Annotated in this window: 16 protein-coding genes; 12 read left to right on the top strand and 4 right to left on the bottom strand. The window is 73.8% G+C overall.

The window, feature by feature from the left end:
- Window positions 1-21: 21 nt before the first annotated feature.
- Complete coding sequence (locus EKG83_RS32155) at window positions 22-4,911, bottom strand: RHS repeat-associated core domain-containing protein (RefSeq protein WP_033435647.1); 4,890 nt, start codon at window positions 4,909-4,911, stop codon at window positions 22-24.
- Window positions 4,912-5,314: 403 nt separating this feature from the next.
- Here EKG83_RS32155 and EKG83_RS32150 point away from each other — a divergent pair, with 403 nt between their 5' ends.
- The 3 genes from EKG83_RS32150 (at window position 5,315) to EKG83_RS32140 (ending at window position 7,256) form a co-directional block, all read left to right on the top strand.
- The gene (locus EKG83_RS32150; protein ID WP_033435646.1) at window positions 5,315-5,935 is read left to right on the top strand and encodes an energy-coupling factor transporter transmembrane component T family protein; all 621 of its coding nucleotides are present in this window, start codon (window positions 5,315-5,317) and stop codon (window positions 5,933-5,935) included.
- A gap of 86 nt (window positions 5,936-6,021) precedes the next feature.
- The gene (locus tag EKG83_RS32145) at window positions 6,022-6,576 is read left to right on the top strand and encodes a biotin transporter BioY (RefSeq protein ID WP_033435645.1); all 555 of its coding nucleotides are present in this window, start codon (window positions 6,022-6,024) and stop codon (window positions 6,574-6,576) included.
- Window positions 6,573-7,256, top strand: a complete 684-nt coding sequence (locus tag EKG83_RS32140) for an energy-coupling factor ABC transporter ATP-binding protein (RefSeq protein ID WP_051767015.1) — start codon at window positions 6,573-6,575, stop codon at window positions 7,254-7,256. Before EKG83_RS32145 ends, EKG83_RS32140 begins: the two co-directional genes overlap by 4 nt.
- 120 nt (window positions 7,257-7,376) lie before the next feature.
- Here the strand turns inward: EKG83_RS32140 and EKG83_RS32135 are convergent, their stop codons facing one another.
- On the bottom strand, window positions 7,377-8,042 hold the full coding sequence (locus EKG83_RS32135) for a GntR family transcriptional regulator (RefSeq protein ID WP_322746612.1): 666 nt from the start codon (window positions 8,040-8,042) through the stop codon (window positions 7,377-7,379).
- A 686-nt stretch (window positions 8,043-8,728) separates the two neighbouring features.
- Between EKG83_RS32135 and EKG83_RS32130 the strand changes: the two genes are divergently transcribed.
- Together EKG83_RS32130 and EKG83_RS32125 are read left to right on the top strand one after the other, a co-directional pair.
- Window positions 8,729-9,145 carry a VOC family protein gene (locus tag EKG83_RS32130; RefSeq protein WP_033435643.1) on the top strand — a complete coding sequence of 139 codons (417 nt, stop codon included), beginning with the start codon at window positions 8,729-8,731 and terminating at the stop codon, window positions 9,143-9,145.
- Window positions 9,142-9,822, top strand: a complete 681-nt coding sequence (locus tag EKG83_RS32125; protein ID WP_033435642.1) for an SDR family NAD(P)-dependent oxidoreductase — start codon at window positions 9,142-9,144, stop codon at window positions 9,820-9,822. The genes EKG83_RS32130 and EKG83_RS32125 overlap by 4 nt, the downstream gene beginning before the upstream one ends.
- A 304-nt stretch (window positions 9,823-10,126) precedes the next feature.
- Here EKG83_RS32125 and EKG83_RS48525 read toward each other — a convergent pair whose 3' ends face one another.
- A complete protein-coding gene (locus EKG83_RS48525; protein WP_033435641.1) occupies window positions 10,127-10,696 on the bottom strand; it encodes a TetR/AcrR family transcriptional regulator in 570 nt (189 codons plus the stop codon).
- A 37-nt stretch (window positions 10,697-10,733) separates the two neighbouring features.
- On the opposite strand from EKG83_RS48525, the gene EKG83_RS32115 reads away from it, so the two are divergent.
- Entirely contained in the window at window positions 10,734-11,132 is a 399-nt protein-coding gene (locus EKG83_RS32115; RefSeq protein WP_322746611.1) for a DMT family transporter, read from the top strand.
- Window positions 11,132-11,494 carry a DMT family transporter gene (locus tag EKG83_RS32110; RefSeq protein WP_033435640.1) on the top strand — a complete coding sequence of 121 codons (363 nt, stop codon included), beginning with the start codon at window positions 11,132-11,134 and terminating at the stop codon, window positions 11,492-11,494. Before EKG83_RS32115 ends, EKG83_RS32110 begins: the two co-directional genes overlap by 1 nt.
- A 132-nt stretch (window positions 11,495-11,626) precedes the next feature.
- On the opposite strand, the gene EKG83_RS32105 is transcribed toward EKG83_RS32110, so the two are convergent.
- Window positions 11,627-15,532, bottom strand: coding sequence for a BTAD domain-containing putative transcriptional regulator (locus tag EKG83_RS32105; RefSeq protein WP_037330832.1), 3,906 nt, complete (start codon window positions 15,530-15,532; stop codon window positions 11,627-11,629).
- Between the two features lie 275 nt (window positions 15,533-15,807).
- Between EKG83_RS32105 and EKG83_RS32100 the strand changes: the two genes are divergently transcribed.
- From EKG83_RS32100 to EKG83_RS32080, 5 genes are all read left to right on the top strand, one after another.
- The gene (locus tag EKG83_RS32100; RefSeq protein WP_063741562.1) at window positions 15,808-16,182 is read left to right on the top strand and encodes a hypothetical protein; all 375 of its coding nucleotides are present in this window, start codon (window positions 15,808-15,810) and stop codon (window positions 16,180-16,182) included.
- Window positions 16,179-16,442, top strand: a complete 264-nt coding sequence (locus EKG83_RS32095; RefSeq protein ID WP_033435639.1) for a hypothetical protein — start codon at window positions 16,179-16,181, stop codon at window positions 16,440-16,442. Before EKG83_RS32100 ends, EKG83_RS32095 begins: the two co-directional genes overlap by 4 nt.
- 127 nt (window positions 16,443-16,569) lie before the next feature.
- The gene (locus EKG83_RS32090) at window positions 16,570-17,820 is read left to right on the top strand and encodes an ABC transporter substrate-binding protein (protein ID WP_033435638.1); all 1,251 of its coding nucleotides are present in this window, start codon (window positions 16,570-16,572) and stop codon (window positions 17,818-17,820) included.
- 4 nt (window positions 17,821-17,824) lie between these two features.
- On the top strand, window positions 17,825-18,718 hold the full coding sequence (locus tag EKG83_RS32085; RefSeq protein WP_033435637.1) for a carbohydrate ABC transporter permease: 894 nt from the start codon (window positions 17,825-17,827) through the stop codon (window positions 18,716-18,718).
- A complete protein-coding gene (locus EKG83_RS32080) occupies window positions 18,715-19,539 on the top strand; it encodes a carbohydrate ABC transporter permease (RefSeq protein WP_033435636.1) in 825 nt (274 codons plus the stop codon). The genes EKG83_RS32085 and EKG83_RS32080 overlap by 4 nt, the downstream gene beginning before the upstream one ends.
- Window positions 19,540-19,578: the final 39 nt, after the last annotated feature.

Genomic DNA, 19,578 nt, shown 5'->3' with positions numbered 1-19,578 from the left:
CTCGTGTTCGGGCGGGATGGTTCAGTGGAGCCACTCGTCCAGGACGTACGAGACGTCGGCGTCCAGGCCGAGGATCCGCCGGATGGCCACGTCGTTGCGGCTGTGGCAGAACGCCGCGATGACCTCGCGGTCACCGTGCAGGATGCGCCGCAGCCCGCGCCAGCTCAGCCCGGAGGTGTCGACGACCTTGATCAGGCCGCGGGGGAACCCGCGTTGCTCCCGCAGGCTGTTGACCATGGCCCAGTCGTCGTTGAAGAACCCGCGTGCGGCGCTCCTGGTGGTCCGGTACCCGAACGTCCCGCCGTGCGTCCCGGACAGGATGGTGAGCGGTCGCCTCCGGCGCAGCGCGCTCTCGACGTACGGCCTGATCGCGTCCCCGTAGATGGCGTACTTGGTGAGCCACACGCGTCGGCGACCGCGGTTGCGCACGTACTTGAACCTCGTCAGGTCGTCGTACTGGCGCTCGTCCGGAACGACCTCGGCCCACACCACGTCCGTGTCGTGGGAGCGCAGCGCCGACCTCGTCGACCGGCCCAGGTCCTCGGCCAGCTCCGGGGACCGCCGCGCCAGCCCGGACAGCCGGCCGGCCATCCGGACCCCGGCCTCGGCGAGCCCGGCGAGGCCGGTGCCGAGGGAGACCCACCCCAGGACCGACGACGCCTTGGGCGACGCCTCCTCCAGCGCGCCGCCGACGATCGCGGTCACGTCCGACGCGACGCCGAGGGCGCCGACCACCAGCGTGGTCGTCGAGGCCGCGCTCACCGCGGCCACCACCCCGCCCGCCGCCGCGATCGCCAGGCCGCCGGTCACCACGGTCAGCGCCAGGCCCGCGACGCCCAGGCCGATGGCCAGCCACGCCTGCCAGCTCAGGTGCCCGGACGGGTCGACCCGGTTCACCGGGTCGCCCAGGCAGTACGCGTACGGGTTGATCCCGCCCGCCCCGAACGGGCTCTCGCTGTCGGGCGCGGTGAACCGCATCAGCGCGGGGGAGTAGGCGCGGTAGCCGTTGCCCAGGTAGGACCACCCGAGCGCCGGGTCGACCCGCTCGCCGTCGTACCCCAGCGCGCTGGCCCCCGCAGCGTCGGCGGTCCTCGACACCGAGCGACTGCCGTACGCGGTGTAGGCGTACTCCTCGTGCTGCCCGCCGGTGCCGGCCACCAGCACCGTCCGCTTGCCGTCCGTCCCGAACAGCCGGGTCTCGGCCCGTGCCCCCTCGCTGCGCTGGGCCACGCACGCCTGGTCGAGCTGGAGCAGGCGGGTCCGCCGGTCGCCCTCGACCACCGAGGCGAGCGTGTCGCCCCGGTAGTGCAGGACGCTGGTGCCGTCGCCGGTCTCCTGGGTCACCAGCCGGTTCAGCGGGTCGTACCCGTACCGGCTCGCCGGGCCCACCGACCGCAGGCGGCCCAGGGCGTCGTAGGCGAGGGCGCGCCCGGCGTCGTCGGCGACCAGTCGCCCGGCCGCGTCGTAGCGCAGGTCGACCCGGGCGGGGTAGGCCGGGTGGGTGTGGCGGACGCCGGTCGGCTGACAGGGGTCGGCCGGGTTCTCGAACAGGTGGGTCGCCGTGTCGGAGCCGCCGGGGAACTCGGTCACGCAGCGGGTGAGGTTGCCGTGGCCGTCGTAGGTGAACGACTGCCGGGTGACCGCGTTGCCGTGCTCGTCGAGCGGCGGCGAGGTCCCGTCGCAGGTGTACCCGGTGAGCCGGCCGCGGCTGTCGTAGGCGAAGGACTCGTCCCGCAGCACCGTCCCGTCCCGCGAGAAGGTCCGCCTGCTCAGCAGGTCGTCGGCCTGCCACGCCTGGGTGAGCGTCCACGACGCGCCCCGGTCGTCGGTGATGGTGCGCCGCACCTCGCGGCCGAAGTCGTCCAGGTCCAGCGCGGTGGTCAGGGTGTGGCCCGACTGCCGGTCCAGGGCCGTCCACCCGGTCAGGCGGCCGGCGGTGTCGTAGCCCAGCGACGCCCGCACGGCCGGGTCGGTGACCGCCGAGATCCGGCCGTGGTCGTCCCGGGTGATCTGCTCGGTGGTGCCGTCGACGCCCGTGTGGCCCTGGTCGAGGCCATTGACCGTGTAGTCGTACTGCGTGGTGCCGTCGGGTTGGTCGGGGAGGCTGGTGGTGTCGGTGCGCAGCAGGCCGGACGGGTAGTGGTCGCGGGTGATCGCGGCGCCGTCGGCCAGGGCGGTGGTCACCGAGCCGGTGACCGGGTCGCGGGTGAACCGCTGGGTGACGGGGCCCGCCTGGACCTGGGACAGGGCGTTGTCGAGCTGCGGGACGAACCGGTAGGTGCGCAGCTGCCCGTCGGGCGCGGTGACCGACGAGGGGACGGGGTCGCCGGTGGCGGCGTAGTCGAACGACCAGGTCCGCCCGCCGGAGGTGGTGCCGGTCAGCCGGCCCAGGCCGTCGAACCGCTGCGCGCCGTAGGGCGTCCCGTCCACGGCGAGGCCGGTGATCAGCACGTCGGGGGAGAAGGGCGCGTGCTCGCGGGAGATCAGCGTGCCATCCGGCAGGGTGGTCCGGACGAGCCGGTCGCGCGCGTCGTAGTCGTGGCTCGTCACGTGCCCGAGCTCGTCGGTCTCGCGGCGCGGCCTGCCCCAGCCGTCGCGCTCCAGCAGGCGCCTGCCCGCGGAGGCCCCCGCCAGGTCGAACCGCTCCACGCTCACCGGCTCGCCCCGGGTGTCGTGGGTCGTGACCTCCGTGCCCGACACCGGCGTGCCGCCGCCGAGCAGCTGGGTCGTGGTCGTCCGCCGGACCGGGTCGTGCCGGGTGAGCTCGCCGGTGCCGTCGTCGCCGGTCGTGGTCGACAGCAGGCCCCAGTCGTCGTAGGCGAAGGTCCGGACCAGCCCGATCGCGCCGCCGCCGCGCACGTGGTCCCGGTCCGAGATCGACGACACGCGGCCCTGCTCGTCGTAGCCGAGTTCCTGGACGGTGTACCAGGCGCCGTCGCCGTCGACGTCCCGGCGCTCCCGCCGGATCGGCCGGCCGGCGCCGTCGAGGCTCTCGCGCAGCTGGTTGCCCAGCGCGTCCGCGGTCGTCACGACGAACGGCGCGTCGCCGCCCATCGCGTAGGCGCGGCTCTCCACGGCCTGGTAGGGGGTGTCCGGGTTCAGGGTGCGCGTCAGCAGGCGGCCCAGGCCGTCGTAGGTCGCGGTGGTGACGTTGGCCTGCGGGTCGGTGGTGGACCGCAGGCGCCCGGTGAACCGCGAGCGCGTCTCCGACCGGGTCGTGGTGAGCCGGTCGTGCGTCGTCACCGAGTGGGTCTGGAGCAGCGCGTCCCCGCGCACCGAGAAGCCGAAGGCGTGCGTCGCGGCGTAGGGCGTGCCGTCGCCCGCGTACTCGGTCTCGACCACGCCGGTGACGCGGCCGAACTCCGGGCCCGAGGTGCCGTAGGTGAAGTCCTTCCGGTGCAGCGGCTCGTCGTCGGCGTGGTGCAGCTCCGCGGACTTCAGCACGGCGGTGCCCACCCGGGAGTCCGGCGTGCCCCGGTGCGCCGCGTAGCGGTAGGACGTGCGGTGGACGGGCGCGTCGAAGTCGGTGGGCGGCGGTGTCCGGGTGACGGCGGCGAGCAGGCGGGTGAACCCGTTGGGCTCGGGCGGGCAGTCGTCGCCGCTGCCGCCCGCCGGGTAGTACTCCCACGCGGTCGCGGTGCCGTCGGGCTCGGTCCTGCTCTGCGGGTTGCCCGCCGCGTCGAAGCCGGTCAGCGTGACCTCGTCGCGCGTCTGCCGCCGGTCGTCGGTCCAGGTGACCGTGCGCTTCTTCGGGAGCTGGAACTGGGCGGGCTGCTGGTCGAACGGCCGGCCGACCACCGCGTGGTAGTCGATCGCGACGCCGCGGGAGCAGCCGTTCCGCCGCGTCGTCTCGGCCGTTTGCAGGTGGTACCGGTCGTACTCGCGGACGGTGGTCGTGGTCCGCCCGGCGCAGACCAGGGATTCGGTGGAGCCGTAGGAATAGTCGGACAGGACCTCGTACAGGTTGTCCCGGCCGGAATCCCAGCCCACCCCGGAATGGCCGCCGAGGAAGTTGTTGTCGGTGTAGCTGTAGGTCGTTTCGACCGTCGGCTGCCCGCCGCCCGGTGACTGGGTGAACCGCTCCACGAACGGCAGCGCGGGCAGCCCGGCGGAAACCGGGAACTGGTGCCCGCGACCGTCGTTGCGGTAGTAGGCGGTCTCGGACATGCCGCCCGGCATGGTCACGCCGGTGAGCCAGGAACCCCATTCACCGCGCTGCCCCATCGGGGTGTAGGTGAAATTCCACACCAGCGGTGTCCCCGCGCCGAGCCCGAGGTGGTGCGCGCTGTCGAGCAGGCCGTTGCGGAATCGCAGTTCGACGTCGTAACCCTCGGGTTGGCCGGGCAGGACGTGCAGGGTGGTCTTGCTCGTGGCGGTGTGGTCCACGCTCAGCAGGACGTCGTTCTCGTCCCGGATTTGTTGGAGGCGCGGCTGCGGACCGCTGAAGTCCCACGTCAGGGTCAGGCCGTGGCCGGAGGGGGTGAGCAGGGCGGTCGGCACCTTGAGCTTGACCGCGTTCCGGGGGCCGGTCAGGACCTCCACGTCGCCGGACTTGTGGGCGATCCGGTAGGAGTCCCGGTCCTTGGTGACGTGGACGGTGTCCAGCTTGTGCTGCCGCAGCACCACGTTCGTGGCGGTCTCCTGGATCTTGTACTGCTCGCCGGTGGACAGCACCAGCAGCCGGTCGTCGGTGTCGTAGGTGGTCAGCCCGGGTGAGACGCCCCGCCCGAAGCCGACGTCGGCCGAGGTGAGCGGCGAGTAGCCCAGGACCAGCGGCAGCGACGGGCCGAGGTTGCGGTTGCCGACGATCTCGCCCAGCGCGAGCCGGGCGTTGAACAGCCCCGTGCGGGGGTCGACACCGCCGGACACCGCGCTGCCGAAGTTGGTGGCCTGCGTGAAGAACGAATTCATGGCGGACGCCCCCCGGCCGGCGGTTTCGAGCGAACGAGGTCATTGCTGCGGACCCGGTAATGCGCGGAGAAGTGTTCACGGGCTGCGCGACCCGCCGGTCCGGTGGGGATTTCGGACGGGCTTCACCAAGCGCCTGGTTCGAGGGTGCCAAGCCGGCGGGGGAATCGGCAAGCCGCCAGTGGAGTTGCCTCGTCCCCGTTGATACGAGCACGGCCGTGCGCGGTGATTACGCACCGATGTGCGCGTGGTCTGGTCCGGTGACGGGGTGGGGCGTTCCGCGCAACGCATTCCCCGCGGAGGGGATGCCCGGAATAGTGGGCGAGTATTTATGAGCCCTGTTCACTTCGAGTGTTTTTCACGGGCCTGTCGCCCCGCCGTGCCGCCGGTGGGGTAGAACGGGCCCATGCTCAGCCTGTACCACGACGCCGACACCCCCGTGCACGCCCTGCCCGCCGGGGCGAAGCTGCTCGTGCTGTTCGGCGCCGGCACCGGGCTGTTCTTCGTGCGCTCGATACCCGGCCTGGCCGTCGCGCTGGCCGCGGTCGTGCTCTGCCACCCCGTGGCGCGGGTCCCGTGGCGCACCGCGTGGCGGCAGGCGCGGCCGGTGCTGCCGTTCACCGCGCTGATCGTCGCGGCGCAGGTCGTGCTGACCGACTGGGCGACCGCGGTGCTGGTGGGCGAGCGCATCCTCGCCCTGGTGCTGCTGGCCAACCTGGTGACGCTCACCACCCGGACGTCGGCGATGATCGCGGCGGTCGAGGCCGCGCTGCGCCCCCTGCGGCCGCTGGGCGTGCGACCGGAGCGGGTCGGCCTGCTGGTGGCGCTGACCATCCGGTTCATCCCGGTGATCCGGGAGCAGGCCGAGCAGGTCCGGGCGGCGCAGCGGGCCCGCGGCGTCGAGCGGAGCTCCGCGTTCCTCACCCCGCTGCTGATCAAGACCCTGCGCCTGGCCGACGGCCTGGGCGAGGCGCTGGACGCCCGCGGCTTCGAGGCGGGTGAACGTCCACACCGGACCTCGCGGTGACCGCCACCACGTGGGAACGGCCCGGCGACCGGTGGGACCGCCCCTATGATGGTGCGCCGGAACGGCTTCGAGGTAGGGGGACGGCTGTGCGCACCAAGGACATCGCCCTGGTCGCCCTGTTCGCGGCGATCATGGTCGTGCTCGGCTTCTTCCCGCTGATCGAGCTGCCCCTGGTCCCGGCGCCGTTCACGTCGCAGACGCTCGGCGTGATGCTCGCCGGCTCGATCCTCGGCGCCCGCCGGGGCGGCCTGGCGATCCTGCTGTTCGTCCTGCTGGTGCTGGTGGGCCTGCCCGTGCTGCCCGGCGGTCGCGGGGGCCTGGGCGTGATCCTCGGGCCGACCGGCGGGTTCGTGCTGGCCTACCCGGTGGGCGCGTTCGTGGTCGGGCTGCTGACCGAACGGCTCTGGCGCCGCTACAACCTCGGCGTCGCGCTGCTGTGCAACGCGATCGGCGGCGCCCTCGTGCTCTACGCCATCGGCATCCCGTGGATGTCGGTGGTGTCGGGGATGCCGCTGGCCGACGCGATCACCGGCTCGGTGGTGTTCCTGCCGGGCGACGCGATCAAGGTCGTGATCGGCTCGCTGGCCGCCGTCGCGGTGCGCCGCGCGTACCCGCTCGTCGAACCCCGGGTCGAGGCGTGACCATCGAGGTCACGGGCGTCAGCCACCGCTTCGGCGACCGGCGGGTGCTCAACGGGGTCGACCTCACCCTGGAGGAGCACCGGGTGGCGGTCATCGGCTCCAACGGCTCGGGCAAGAGCACCTTCGCGCGCCTGCTCAACGGTTTGCTGGTGCCGACCGAGGGCCGGGTGGAGGTCGACGGGCTGGACACCCGCGAGCAGGGCAAGGCGGTCCGCCGCCGGGTCGGGTTCGTGTTCCAGGACCCGGACGTGCAGATCATCATGCCGACCGTCGCCGAGGACGTCGCGTTCGGCCTCAAGCACCGCGGCGTGGCGCGCGACGAGGTGGCGGAGAGGGTGACGGCCACCCTCGCGGCCTACGGTTTGGAGGAGTTCCGGGACCACCCGGCGCACCTGCTCAGCGGTGGGCAGAAGCAGTTGCTGGCGATCGCGGCGGTGCTGGTGCTGGAGCCCGCGCACGTGGTGTTCGACGAGCCGACCACGCTGTTGGACCTGCGCAACCGACGCCTGGTGACCAGGCTGATCCAGGACTTGCCGCAGCGGGTCGTGGTGGTGTCGCACGACCTGGAACTGGTCGCGGACTTCGACCGGGTGATCCTCTTTGAGGGTGGCCGGGTGGTGGCCGACGGCCCGGCGGCGGAGACCATCGCGACCTATGTGGCGATGCACCCGCCGCTTTAGGCCGGGTGGCGGTTCGTGTTGGCGTTTGCCGAGGGGTGTTCGCGTACTTGCCGGCGGGCGTGGGGCTTGGTTGTGCTCCTGACCTGCGGGTATCGGGTGTCGAGTCGTCGGGGTCGGCTTCTAGGCCGGGGCCTCCGGGAGTCGGAGGAGCAGTGCCCGCAGCGCGGTGTGGACGTGCTCCTCGGCGTAGCGGGCGACCGTTTTGGGGTTCCCGGCGCGGAGCAGTCGGAGGATTTCCCGGTGCTCGTCGACGACGACGGCCCGGTAGTCGTCGTGCCCGAGTCGGATGCGGGTGAGCTGGAACAGGTGCACCTGGGAGCGCAGGGCGTGCCAGGACTCGATCAGGCGGCGGTTGTCCGAGGCCAGGTAGATCGTGTCGTGGAAGGCGATGTCCAGGGCCAGCAGGTCCGCGCTGGGGGCGCCTGAGGCCACCCCTTCGGTCATGGCTTCGACGAGTTGGCCGAGGGCGTCGAGGTCGACGCGACCGACCGCGGTGCGACTGGCCAGCCCCTCCAGGACGGCCCGCACTGAATAGACTTCCTCGGCGTCCCGGGGAGTCAGGTCGATCACCCTGGTGCCGCGGTGCCAGGCGCTGCGCACCAGCCCTTCCCGCTCCAGGACGGCCAAACCCTCCCGGACCGAGCCGCGGCTGACGTCCAGTGAGGCGGCCAGTTCGACTTCTCGCAACGGCGCACCCGGCGGGAACGTACCGCTGAGGATCGCCTCCCGGATCAACTCGGCCGCTTCTCCGGCGAGTCCACGTCGATCGGCCTTCTGCAGCTCCACAATGTCAAATGTTGACATCCCTGGACATGGCGGTCAACTTAATGTCGAATGTTGACATTCCAGACCCGGTGGCACCACACCTGCACCATCGGGAGCATCGGGAGCGTCGGACCGAAACCGGCATCATCGGAGCCGGTGCTGTCAGGGTTCGGCGCTCCCGGAGGCGGTGCTGTTGGAGACGGGCTGTCAAAACCTGCCCGGTCGGGATCTGCCCGGTCGGGATCTGCCCGGTCTGGTGCGGCCTGCCCGGTGTGGTCGGTCCTGCGCCATCGGTCCGGTCTTCCTCGGTCCTGCTTTGTCAGGATGGCGCTGCCGTCCTGCCCCGCCTCGCCCCGGCCTGCCCTATCCCGCCCTGCCCCGCCTCGCGCTGCCTTGCTCCGCGCCGTCTCGCCTCGGCCTGCCTCGCTCCGGCCCGGCCTGCCTCGCTTCGTCCCGCCTCGCCCCGCCTCGCCTCGCCTCGCCTCGCCTCGCCCCGGCCCGGCCCGCCTCGCCTCGCCCCGGCCCGCCCCGGCCTGCCTCGCCCAGTCCAGCTCGGCCCAGTCCGCCCCACCCCGCCCCACCCCGCCCTGGCTCGGCCTGTTCCGTCCCGTTCGGGCTTGCGCCGGCAGGGGAGCAGCGCCGTCAGACCGCCGGTCATCCCAATGTCGAATGTTGACATTGCCCACATCGCTGGTGAAGGTAGAGGCATGAGACCCGGCTTCCACCTCGCCATCCCCGTAGACGACCTGACCAGGGCCCGCGAGTTCTACGGCGGCGTACTCGGCCTGGAGGAGGGGCGCTCGGCCGAGGCGTGGGTCGACTGGAACTTCTACGGCCACCAGGTCGTGACCCACGTCGTGCCCGGCGCGCGTGCCGAGTCCGGCCGCAACCCCGTCGACGGCCACGAGGTGCCGGTGCCGCACTTCGGCCTGATCCTGCCGATCCCGGAGTTCCACACCCTGGCCGACCGGCTCCGCGCGGCCGGGACGGAGTTCGTGATCGAGCCGTACCTGCGGTTCGCCGGCGAGCCGGGGGAGCAGTGGACAATGTTTTTCCGCGACCCGGCCGGCAACGCGCTGGAGTTCAAGGCGTTCAAGGACGAGTCGCAGGTGTTCGCCAAGTGACCCGCGGCGTCCTGGTAACCGGCGGCAACCGCGGTATCGGTGCGGCGATCGCCGACGCGTTCCGCGACCTCGGTGACGAGGTGGTGGCACTGTCCTCGGCGGACGTCGACCTCGCCGACCCCACCGCCATCGCCCGCGTGGTCGACTCGGCCGCGGCCCGCCTGGGCACCATCGACGTCCTGGTCAACAACGCGGGCCTGGTGGAACTCGGTTCGTTCGACGACAAGTCCTACGAGGACTGGCAAGCGCTGTGGCGCCGCACCTTCGACGTCAACGTCTTCGGTGCCGCCAACATGACCTACTGCGTCGCCCGGCACATGGTCGAGCGGAACGTGCGCGGCCGAATCGTCAACGTCGGCTCCCGCGGCGCGTTCCGCGGCGAACCGGACATGCCGGCCTACGGCGCGAGCAAGGCGGCGCTGCACTCCATGGGCCAGTCGCTGGCGGTGGCCCTCGCCCCGCACGGCATCGCGGTGGCCTCGGTGGCCCCCGGCTTCGTGGCGACCGACCGGGTGGCCGACATGGTGACCGACGACGTGCGCAGGCAAAGCCCCTTCGGGAGGGTCGCGAAACCGGAAGAAGTAGCCGCCGCTGTGGTCTACCTGGCCTCCCCGGCCGCCGAGTGGGCATCCGGCGCGGTCCTCGACCTCAACGGCGCCTCATACCTGCGGACTTAGGGACGTCCCTGGGCAGGCAGGTTCTTTGCGGTCGGGACGCATGGGGGAGGTGCAAGGGGAACGCGAGGACGGGCGCAGGGGTGGGCTGGTGAGGATGGACCGGCGAGGTTGGGCGGGCGAGATCGGGCCGGTGAGGGCGGCTGGGGAAGGTGGCCGGTGAGGGCGGCCGGTGAGGGCGGCCGGTGAGGGCGGCCGGTGAGGGCGGCCGGTGAGGGCGGCCGGTGAGGGCGGCCGGTGAGGGCGGGCCGGTGAGGCTGCGGAGCCAGGAGTGGGCCGCAAGCGTGCGGTAGGCGCTTCTGGCGCTTCAGGAGCCCGCCAAAGCCTCCAGGTGCGCGTCGAGCACCCGGACCGCCCACTCGGTCTCCTCCCCGCGGTTCCGGCGGACGATGTGCAGGGCCAGGCCGTCGACCAGGGCGTGTAAGTGGTCAATGTCAACATTCGACATTCGGCCGAGGGTGGTGGCGGCGCGGGCGCAGATCTCGCGGACCGTCTCGTTCATGGCGTGGTGGGCCGGGTGGAGCGCGGGGTCGGTGAGGGCGGCGGTGCCCAGGGCCAGGGTCACCTCCATCTCGGTTCGGCGCTCGGCGTCCAGGGGGAGCAGCTCCCGCAGCGCGGCGCGTGCCCAGGCGCTGCCGTCGAGGTCGTCGGGGATGGCGGCGATGCGTTCGCGCAACCGGTCCAGGACGACCTCGACGGCGCGTTCGCGCACGCTGGCCTGCGTGGGGAAGGTGTAGCGCAGCGAACTGGGCGCCAACCCGGCCTCGGCGGCGACGTTGCGCACCGACAGCGCGGCCAGACCATCGCGCACCAGGACCCGCCACGCCGCTTCGACCACTGCCCGGTCGCGTTCGTCCGCGTTCATCCTCCTGGGCACCGCCCCATTCTCGCACGATCGTGCGAAAACGGGTACCGTGGTATTCGCACAGTCGTACGACTACGGCGGGTCGACCAAGGCGGAACGACCGCAGGGCGACTACAACAGGGCGGAGTGGACGATGGCCTGGGCGGTGCTGATCGCCTCCGGGGTGCTCGAAGCGGTGTGGGCCACCGCGCTCGGCGCCTCGCACGGCTTCCGGCGGAAAGGCCCCACGGTCGTGTTCGCCGTCGCGATGGTCCTCAGCATGGTCGGCCTCGCCTACGCCATGACCGAACTGCCCACCGGCACCGCATACGCCGTCTGGGTCGGCATCGGCGCGGTGCTCACCGCGGTCCTCGCGGTCGCCCGCCACCGGGAACGGCTCACGGTCGCGCGCGCCGCGCTGCTGCTGCTCCTCGTCGGGTGCGTCGCCGGGCTGAAGGCGGTCGGCTGATGCCGTGGGTCGTGCTGCTGGTGAGCGCCGTCCTGGAAGCGGTCTGGGCCACGGCGCTGGGGCAGAGCGAGGGGTTCACCCGGCCCGTGCCCGTCGTCGTGTTCGCGGTCGGGTTGGTGCTGAGCATGCTGGGCCTCGGCCACGCCGCCCGGCACATCCCGATCAGCACGGCCTACGCGGTCTGGACCGGCACCGGCGCCGCGCTGACCGTGACCTGGGCGATGCTCACCGGCGAGGAGGCCGTCACCACCGCGCGCGTGCTGCTGCTCGCGGGCATCGTCGCCGGCGTGGTGGGGCTCAAGCTCGTCAAGGCACCCGAGCCGGCCGGGAAGACGCCTGCCGCGCCCGGACGGCTCCGGTGACGCCGGCCGCCGGGACCGGCGCGCGGCCGGGACCGGCGGCGCGCTACGCGTAGGCGCACGTCACGGCACCGGAAGACCGCAGCAGGGCACCGCCCACCCGCAGGCACCCCACCCCCACCTCGACCAGGCACCTCAACAAGACATCGACGGCCGATTCGCCCGCACGTGTTCGGCGACCGACGTGCGGGAAGGCGACCGCAGCTTGTCCAGCACCCGGGACACGTGCGACTGCACGGTCCGCCGCGGCATCGCCAGCTCACCCGCGATGTCCGGGTTGGACAACCCCTCCGCCACCAGCCGCGCGATGCGCACCTCCAACGGCGACAGCGCCTGCCACCCCGACCGCGGCCGACCGGCCGGCGCGTCCCCCCGCACCCCGTGCGCCCGCATGAGCCGTTCCGCGCGCCGCACGTCCCACCGCGCCGACAAACCGTCGAACAGCTCCAGCGCCTCGCCGAACACCGCCGCCGCCCGCTCCGGCCGCCCCGCGCGGGCCAGCAGGGTGCCGCCGTCGACGAGCGCCGTGGCCAGTTCCAGCCGACGGCCCACCGCGCGGTGGTGCGCGGCCGCGGTCAGGACGCCTTCCGGGGCACCGTGCACGAGGCCGCGGCAGTGCGCGGCGGCGGCGTGCGCGCGGGCCGGTCGCACCTCCCTGGCCGCCTCCTCCTCGCACACCGCGAGCGCCCTGCGGGCCAGCTCACCGTCACCGACGTCCAGCGCCAGCCGGGCGACGTGGGGCAGCCACTGGTGGCGCAGCATCATCCGCGCGAACTCCGGCCGCAGCACCGGCGCCAGCAGCCGCAGCGCCTCCTCGGGGTCGCCGCGCTGCTCGGCGGCCAGCGCGGCGGCCGCCAGGTAGAAGTCGCAGCTCTCCCGCTCGGCGCTGGTCGACGGCACGTGCGCCTCGCCCGCGCGCAGGTGGGCGGCCGCCGCGCCCCGGTCGTCCCGGTGGCCCGCGATCAGCGCGGCCACGCCGTGCAGCAGCAGCGCGGCCGGGCCCGGCTCGCGCATCCCGAAGAACGTGATGGCCGGCCCGTCCTCGGTCACCGTGTCCAGCTCCACCAGGGCCTCGTCCCAGTGCCCCGTCCAGTAGTGGTGCACCGCGGTGGACACCTGGAGGCCCGAGGTCAGGCCGTGGCGGGCGGCCACCGCGCGGGCCGTGCGCAACGCCTCGCCCGCCTCGTCCAGCCGGTCCAGGTTCTGGAGCGTGAACACCTTGTTGTCCAGCAGGTCCAGGCGCAGCTCGACGAGGTCGGTGCGGTCGTCGACGGTGGCCAGCGCCTCGTTGACGTGCCGCAGCGCGCCCTCGTGGTCGCGCCGGATCGAGTCGACCAGCCACAGCGTCTGCGTCGCGTGCGCGATCGGGTACGGCTCGCCCTCGGCCACCGACTCGGCGCGCACCCGGCGGGCGGTCCGCTCGGTGGCGTCCAGGTCCTCCAGGTCGCCCCGGCGGAAGTTGGCCAGCAGGGACAGGTGCCTGGTGCGCCAGATCGCGGGCAGGTCCGGGTGCGCGAGGCTGTCGCGCAGCACCGCGATCGCCGCCTCCGCGTCGCCGCGCCGGTGCCGCATGGCGGCCAGCAGGTGCCGCATCTCCGCCAGCTCCTCCGGGTCGGCGGTCTGCGCCACGGCCAGCTCGGCCTCGCGCTCCGGGTGGCGCTCCAACCGGAACAGCACCTTCACCAGCGCGGCCAGCAGGGTCGCCCGCTGCGGCCCGGTGGGCAGCGGGCTGTCCACCGCGGTGCGCAGCAGGTCGACGGCGATCAGCGGCGCCCGGTTGGCCACTGTGGCGTGGTGCCGCACCAGCCAGCCCGCGACCCACTCGTCCGGTGCCACGGGCTCGGCCGCCAGGTGCTCGGCGACCCGCTCGACCGGCGCGCCGACGCCCGCCAGCGCCTCGGCCGCGTGCCGGTGCAGCGCGGCCCGCACCGGCCGGGCGATCCCCTCGTACAGCGCCTGCCGCAGGTACGGGTGGCGGAACGCCAGCTCGTCACCGGCCTCGACCAGCACGGTGGCCCGCACCGCCTCGTCCAACGCGCCCACCAGGTCCAGCGCCGACCGGCCGGTGACCGCGCACAGCGCGTCCACCCCGAACGCCACGCCCAGCAGCGCCGCCGACCGCAGCACCTCCCGGGTCGCCCGCGACACCGACTCCAGCGTGCGGTCCACCGCGGCCAGCAGCGACGACGGCACCTCGTCGATGGCGTCCCGGTCCACCGCGGCCACGCCGTCCACCACGCGCACGGCCCGGTTGCGCACCAGGGCGTGCGCGACCTCGCGGGTGTAGAGCGGGTTCCCCGCGGTGCGGCGGGCCACCTCGCGCAGCACCTCGTCCGGCCGCGCGCCCACCACGCGGCCGATCAGCTCCTCCACGTCCGGCGCGGCCAGCGGCTCCAGCACCACCACGTGCCCGCGCCGCGCCTCCACGCCGCGCCGCAGCTGGGCCAGCTCCCGCCGACCCGGGTCGGGCCGGGTGGCGGCCACCAGCAGCAGCGGCAGCTGGCGGGTGGCCGCGGCCAGCCGGTGCCACATCAGCACGCTCGCCTCGTCGGCCCAGTGCAGGTCGTCGATCACCAGCAGCAGCGGCCCGGCCGCGCAGACCCGGTCCACCAGGGCCAGCAGCCGGTCGACCGCGACCGGGACCGGGTCGGCCGGGCCCCACCCGCCGTGCGCGGGCTCGGTGCGCAGCTCCACGGCCGGTTCGGCGCGGTGCCGGTCCGGCGAGGCGGGGCTCACGTCCAGGCAGTCCATGATCACCTGGAGCGGGAACCGCCTGCCCGGCTCGTCGGCGACCGCCCAGCCCACCTGGCAGCCGCGCGCCGCCACGTCCGCGAACGCCACGGTCAGCAGCTCGGACTTGCCGATGCCCGCCTCGCCCTCGACCCACACCGACGCGCCCCGCCCGGCCAGCGCGTCGGTCACCAGGTCGCGCAGCAGCGCGACCTCCTCGGCGCGGCCGACGATCGAGCCCGGCGCGGCACCCTGGCGCAGCACCCGCGCCACGTGCGGCGGCGCCGAGAGCAGGCGGCGGGGCGCGTCCACCCCTCGGGACGCGCCCCGCAAGTCCACTCCTGCCGCCCCTCGCGGGGAGGACTCGTGCCGGGGACCGGCCGCGTGCCGTGCTCCGGCCGCGTACGGGGACTCGGCCGCGTGCCGCGTTCCAGCCGCGTACGAGGGCTCGGCCGCGTGCCGCTCTTCACCCACGCGGCGAGCCTCGGCCCCTGGTCGTGCCGCCTGCCGGGAACCGACCGCGTGCCGCGCCTCAGGCGCCCGCCGGGGCTCGGACGTGCCGCTGACGATCCGCTGGTGGAGCTCCCGCAGCGCGGGCCCCGGCTCCACCCCCTGCTCGGCCACCAGCGCCCGGCGCGCGTCCCGGAACGCCTCCAGCGCCTCGGCGTGGCGCCCGGACCGGTCCAGCGCCAGCATCAGCACCTCCCACAGCGACTCGTGCCACGGGTGCTCGCCCACCAGCGCGGTCAGCTCGGCCACCACCTCCCGGTGGGCACCCAGCTCCAGCGCCGCGCGGGCCCGCATCTCCACGGCGCTCAGCCGCAGCTCGTCCAGCCGCCGCCGCTCCACCTCGGCGAACGGCCCCGGCACGCCCGAGTACGCCTCACCCCGCCACAGGTCCAGCGCCTCGTCCAGCGCGTCCCGCGCGGCCCGGTGGTCGCCCGCGTCCAGCAGCAGCCGCGCGCGGGCCCGGCCCCGGTCGAACACCACCGCGTCCACCGCGCCTTCGGCCAACCGCAACGAGTAGCCGGAGGTGTGCGACGACACCAGGGCGTCCCGGGCGGGTCCCAACGCGCGCCGCAACCCCGACACGTAGGTGTGCACGCTGCCGACCGCGCTGGCCGGCGGCGCGTCGCCCCACAGCCCGTCGATCAGCTCGTGCCGGGAGACCACGCGGTTCGCCCGGGCCGCGAGCAGGGCGAACACCGCCCGTTGGCGGGCCGGGCCCAGCGGCCGCTCGTCCTCGCCGAGCCAGGCGCGCACCGGTCCCAGCACGCTCACCCGCACCCCGTCACCAGAAGAGGTCGACATCCCGATCCCCGCTCCTGCCCGCTCCACCGTCAGCCCCTTGCACGGTGGCAGACGCGTTTTGGTTCAAATTTCAAGGTTCGGTTCACCCGTCCGGCAGAGGGGAACCGCCGCGTCGGCTGTCGCTCCGGGGCAGTGATCGGGGTAAAGACGGGCAAATCGCGCCGTGCGGGCTTCTCCCCGACGCGCGCCCGTGGTGTGGTCGACAGGAATCCCCGGTACGGGGGGCGAACCTGGGGGTCGGGGCCGCGTGCGCCCGGTCCCGCGCGGAGGCTGCGATGGACGTGCGATCCGACGGCGAGACCGGTGGCCCGGATCGGGTCTCCCCTCCGGAGCGGTTCGCGGGCGACCTGTTCCTCCAGCTGGCCCGGCGGGGGTGGCTGGTGCTGGAACCCGCCCAGGCCCGCCGCGTGATCATCGAGCTGGAGCACACCCTGGACGAGGTGCGGTCGCGGCTGCGCCGGCTGGAGCTGTCGCGCAGGCTGCGCGACGCGTCCGGGGACGACGTCGCGCCCGACGTGGACCGGCTGGTGGTCGACGCGGTGTTCGCCGGGCAGCTCAACTCCGACAGCTGGGAACGCGCCCTGGTCGAGCTGCCCAAGTACATCGAGGCCATGCGGATCGCCTCGCGGAACTCGGCGAGGCGGCGGTGACCATCCCCGAGCCCCCGGTCCCCGAGCCCGCCGCCCCGGACCCCGCCATCCCCGGTGCCGCGGCCCCCGGGCCCGAGCCGGGCCGGGTGGACCTCGGGCGGGTGGACCTCGCGCGCATCGACCTGTGCTCCGAGCTGGCGGTCGCGGGTTCCGAGCTGCGCGACTACCGGGCGCGCGGCGACGGCGAGATGGCCGAGCTGCTGGGCGCCTGGATCGACACCCTCCTGGACGAGTGGAACCGTCGTCATCCCCTGGTATGACTCCGTGGAGTAATTCCGGGCAGTCATGTCAGTAAGAACGGGTCCTGGGCCCCCTCTGTTCCTCACCCTGCCGCCCTCGGTCGAACACGATGGGTGACGAGACCGATACGGCAATCAGGGGTGGGGCATGCGCAGACGTTCATTGGCCTGGCTACCGGTGGTGCTGGCGCTCACCGCGACCGCGTGCGGCGGCGCGGGCGGGGAGCTGCGGATCACCGTGGCGACCTTCGGCGAGTTCGGCTACGAGCCGCTGTTCGCCGAGTACGAGCGGCTGAACCCGGGCATCGACGTGGTCGGCCGGGTCACCGACTTCGAGTCGCACCACAAGGGGCTGATCACCGCGCTGGCCGCCGGTCGCGGCGCCGCCGACGTGGTCGCGGTGGAGGAGCAGTACATGCCGCGCGTCCGCCGCTCGAAGGACAAGGTCGCCGACCTGGCCGCGTTCGGCGCGGGCGGGCTGCACGACCGCTGGGCGCCGTGGAAGTGGCAGCAGGGCGTCGCCGACGACGGCTCCGTCATCGGGCTCGGCACCGACATGGGCGGCCTGGCCATGTGCTACCGGCGGGACCTGTTCCAGCGCGCCGGCCTGCCCACCGACCGCGACGAGGTGGCCGCGCTGTGGCCGACCTGGGAGCGCTACGCCGAGGTGGCCGACCGGTTCGCCGAGCACGTCGCCGACGCGCGGTTCGCCGACTCCGCCGGCACCATCTACACCGCCGTGCTCAACCAGGCGGAGGAGAACTACTTCGCCAAGGCCGACGACTCGTTCATCGGCGACACCAACCCGAACGTGCGGCGGGCGTTCGAGATCGCGGGCCGCATCGGGGCCAAGGGGCAGACCGCGCGGGTCACCACCTTCACCCCCGACTGGAACGCCGCGATCAACCAGGGCAGCTTCGCCACCATCACCTGCCCGGCGTGGATGCTCACCCAGATCGAGGAGATCGGCGGGGCCGCCGGGGCCGGCCGGTGGGACGTCACCACCGTGCCCGGCGGCGGCGGCAACTGGGGCGGCTCCTACCTGGTGGTGCCCGCGCAGGGCGCCCACCAGCGCGAGGCATACCGGCTCGCGGAGTGGCTGACCGCGCCCGAGCAGCAGCGCAGGCTGTTCGTGGACAGCGGCATCCTGCCCAGCCAGCCCGCGGTCTACCGGGACCCGGCCGTGCTCGGGCACACCAACCCGTACTTCGCCGACGCGCCGGTCGGCCGGCTGTTCGCGGCCTCCTCGGACACCGTGCGGCCCAACTACCGCGGGCTGCGCGACGCCGACGTGCGGCCGGTGTTCGGCCGGGCGCTGGGCCGGGTGGAGAACGGGCAGCGGACCGTCGGGCAGGCGTGGGCCGAGGCGGTCGACGAGGCCCGGCGGATCGTGGACTAGCGCCGTGGCCGTGCTGCTCGCCCGGCTGGACCGCCGGGTCACCCCGTACCTGCTCGTCGCGCCGTTCTTCGTGCTCTTCGGCGCGTTCGGGCTCTACCCGGCCGCGCGCACCGCCTGGATGTCGCTGTACGACTGGGACCTGCTCGACGGCCCGGTCGCGTTCACCGGGTGGGCCAACTACGCGGCGCTGTTCGCCGACCCCGGCTTCTACCGGGCGCTGGCCAACACCGCGAGCATCTTCGTCGCCGCCACCGTCCCGCAGCTGCTGTGCGCGCTGGGCGTGGCCGCGCTGCTGGACCGGCCGCTGCGCGGCAGCGCGGTGTGGCGCGCGGTGGTGCTGCTGCCCAACGTGGTGCCGGTGGTGGCGGTCGCGCTGGTGTTCGCCCAGCTGTTCGGCCGGGACCAGGGCCTGGTCAACTGGGTGCTGTCCGGGTTCGGCGCGGACCCGGTGGACTGGCGGGCGCACGCCTGGTCGGCGCACCTGGGCGTGGCTGTGATGGTGGCCTGGCGGTGGACCGGGTACAACGCGCTGCTCTACCTGGCCGCGATGCGGGCCGTGCCGCGCGAGCTGCACGAGGCGGCCGAGCTGGACGGCGCGTCCCGGTGGCGCGCCTTCCGGTCGGTGACCCTGCCGTCGATCCGGCCGACGCTGCTGTTCACCGCGGTGGTGGCCACCATCGGCGGCTTCCAGCTGTTCACCGAGCCGACGCTGTTCGGCGGCGCGGACGGCGGTGCCGACCGGCAGTTCCAGACACTGGTGATGTACCTGTACGAGGCCGGGTTCGAGCGCTTCGACGCGGGTTACGCGGCCGCGGTGTCGTGGGTGCTGTTCGCGCTGTGCGCGGTGCTCGCGCTGGTCAACGCCGCGCTGCTGCGCCGTGCGGTCCGGGGAGGGTGACCGTGCGGCTGCGCGGTGGGTTGGCCACGGCGGTGCTGCTGGTCGTCGTGCTGGCCTCGCTGTTCCCGCTGTACTGGTCGGTGGTCGTGGCCTCGCACGACAACGCCGACGTCGCCGGCCGCGTGCCGCCCCTGCTGCCCGGCGGCGAGCTGCCCGGCCACGTGCGCGAGGTCTTCGCGGCGGTGGACTTCCTCGCGGCGCTGCGCAACTCCGCGGTCGTGGCGGTCACCGTCACCGCGGCCAACGTGCTGCTGTCGACCGCGGCCGGGTTCGCCTTCGCCCACCTGCGCTTCCGGGGCCGTGACGCGCTGTTCGCCGTGGTCGTGGCGTCGGCCGCGGTGCCGGTGCAGCTGGGCGTGGTGCCGCTGTTCGTGCTGGTGGGCGAGCTGGGCTGGTACGGGCGGTTGGAGGCGGTGGTGGTGCCGGGGCTGGTGAGCGCGTTCAGCGTGTTCTGGATGCGGCAGGCATGCCGCGAGGCGGTGCCCGCGGCGCTGGTGGACGCCGCGCGGGTGGACGGGTGCTCGCTGGTGCGCGTCTACCGGCACGTGGTGCTGCCGGCTCTGCGGCCCCACGCGACGGTGCTGGCGATGCTGACGTTCGTGGCTTCGTGGAACGACTTCTTCTGGCCGCTGGTGGTGCTCGACCCGAACGAGGCGCCGACCGTGCAGGTGGCGTTGTCCCGGCTGGCCGGGGGGTATTACACCGATTATCCGCTGGTGCTGACCGGTGCGGTGCTGGGGACGTTGCCGGTGGTGGTGCTGTTCGCGGTGGTGGCGCGCGGGGTGGTGGGGGGCATCATGCGGGGCGCGGTCACGGGGTGACGGTGGTGGGGCGCTGTGGTCGGGCGCAGGGCGATCGAG

This window comes from Saccharothrix syringae, assembly GCF_009498035.1.
GTDB lineage: Bacteria > Actinomycetota > Actinomycetes > Mycobacteriales > Pseudonocardiaceae > Actinosynnema > Actinosynnema syringae.
The sequence above is the reverse complement of the archived record's forward strand: the minus strand, read 5'-3'. Positions and strand labels throughout refer to the sequence as shown.

What these genes read in the sequence shown, in the direction of transcription:
- EKG83_RS32155 (WP_033435647.1), bottom strand. Translation starts at nt 4,911, where the DNA reads ATGAATTCGTTCTTCACGCAGGCCACCAACTTCGGCAGCGCGGTGTCC.
- EKG83_RS32150 (WP_033435646.1), top strand. Translation starts at nt 5,315, where the DNA reads ATGCTCAGCCTGTACCACGACGCCGACACCCCCGTGCACGCCCTGCCC.
- EKG83_RS32130 (WP_033435643.1), top strand. Translation starts at nt 8,729, where the DNA reads ATGAGACCCGGCTTCCACCTCGCCATCCCCGTAGACGACCTGACCAGG.
- EKG83_RS32110 (WP_033435640.1), top strand. Translation starts at nt 11,132, where the DNA reads ATGCCGTGGGTCGTGCTGCTGGTGAGCGCCGTCCTGGAAGCGGTCTGG.
- EKG83_RS32105 (WP_037330832.1), bottom strand. Translation starts at nt 15,532, where the DNA reads ATGTCGACCTCTTCTGGTGACGGGGTGCGGGTGAGCGTGCTGGGACCG.
- EKG83_RS32100 (WP_063741562.1), top strand. Translation starts at nt 15,808, where the DNA reads ATGGACGTGCGATCCGACGGCGAGACCGGTGGCCCGGATCGGGTCTCC.
- EKG83_RS32090 (WP_033435638.1), top strand. Translation starts at nt 16,570, where the DNA reads ATGCGCAGACGTTCATTGGCCTGGCTACCGGTGGTGCTGGCGCTCACC.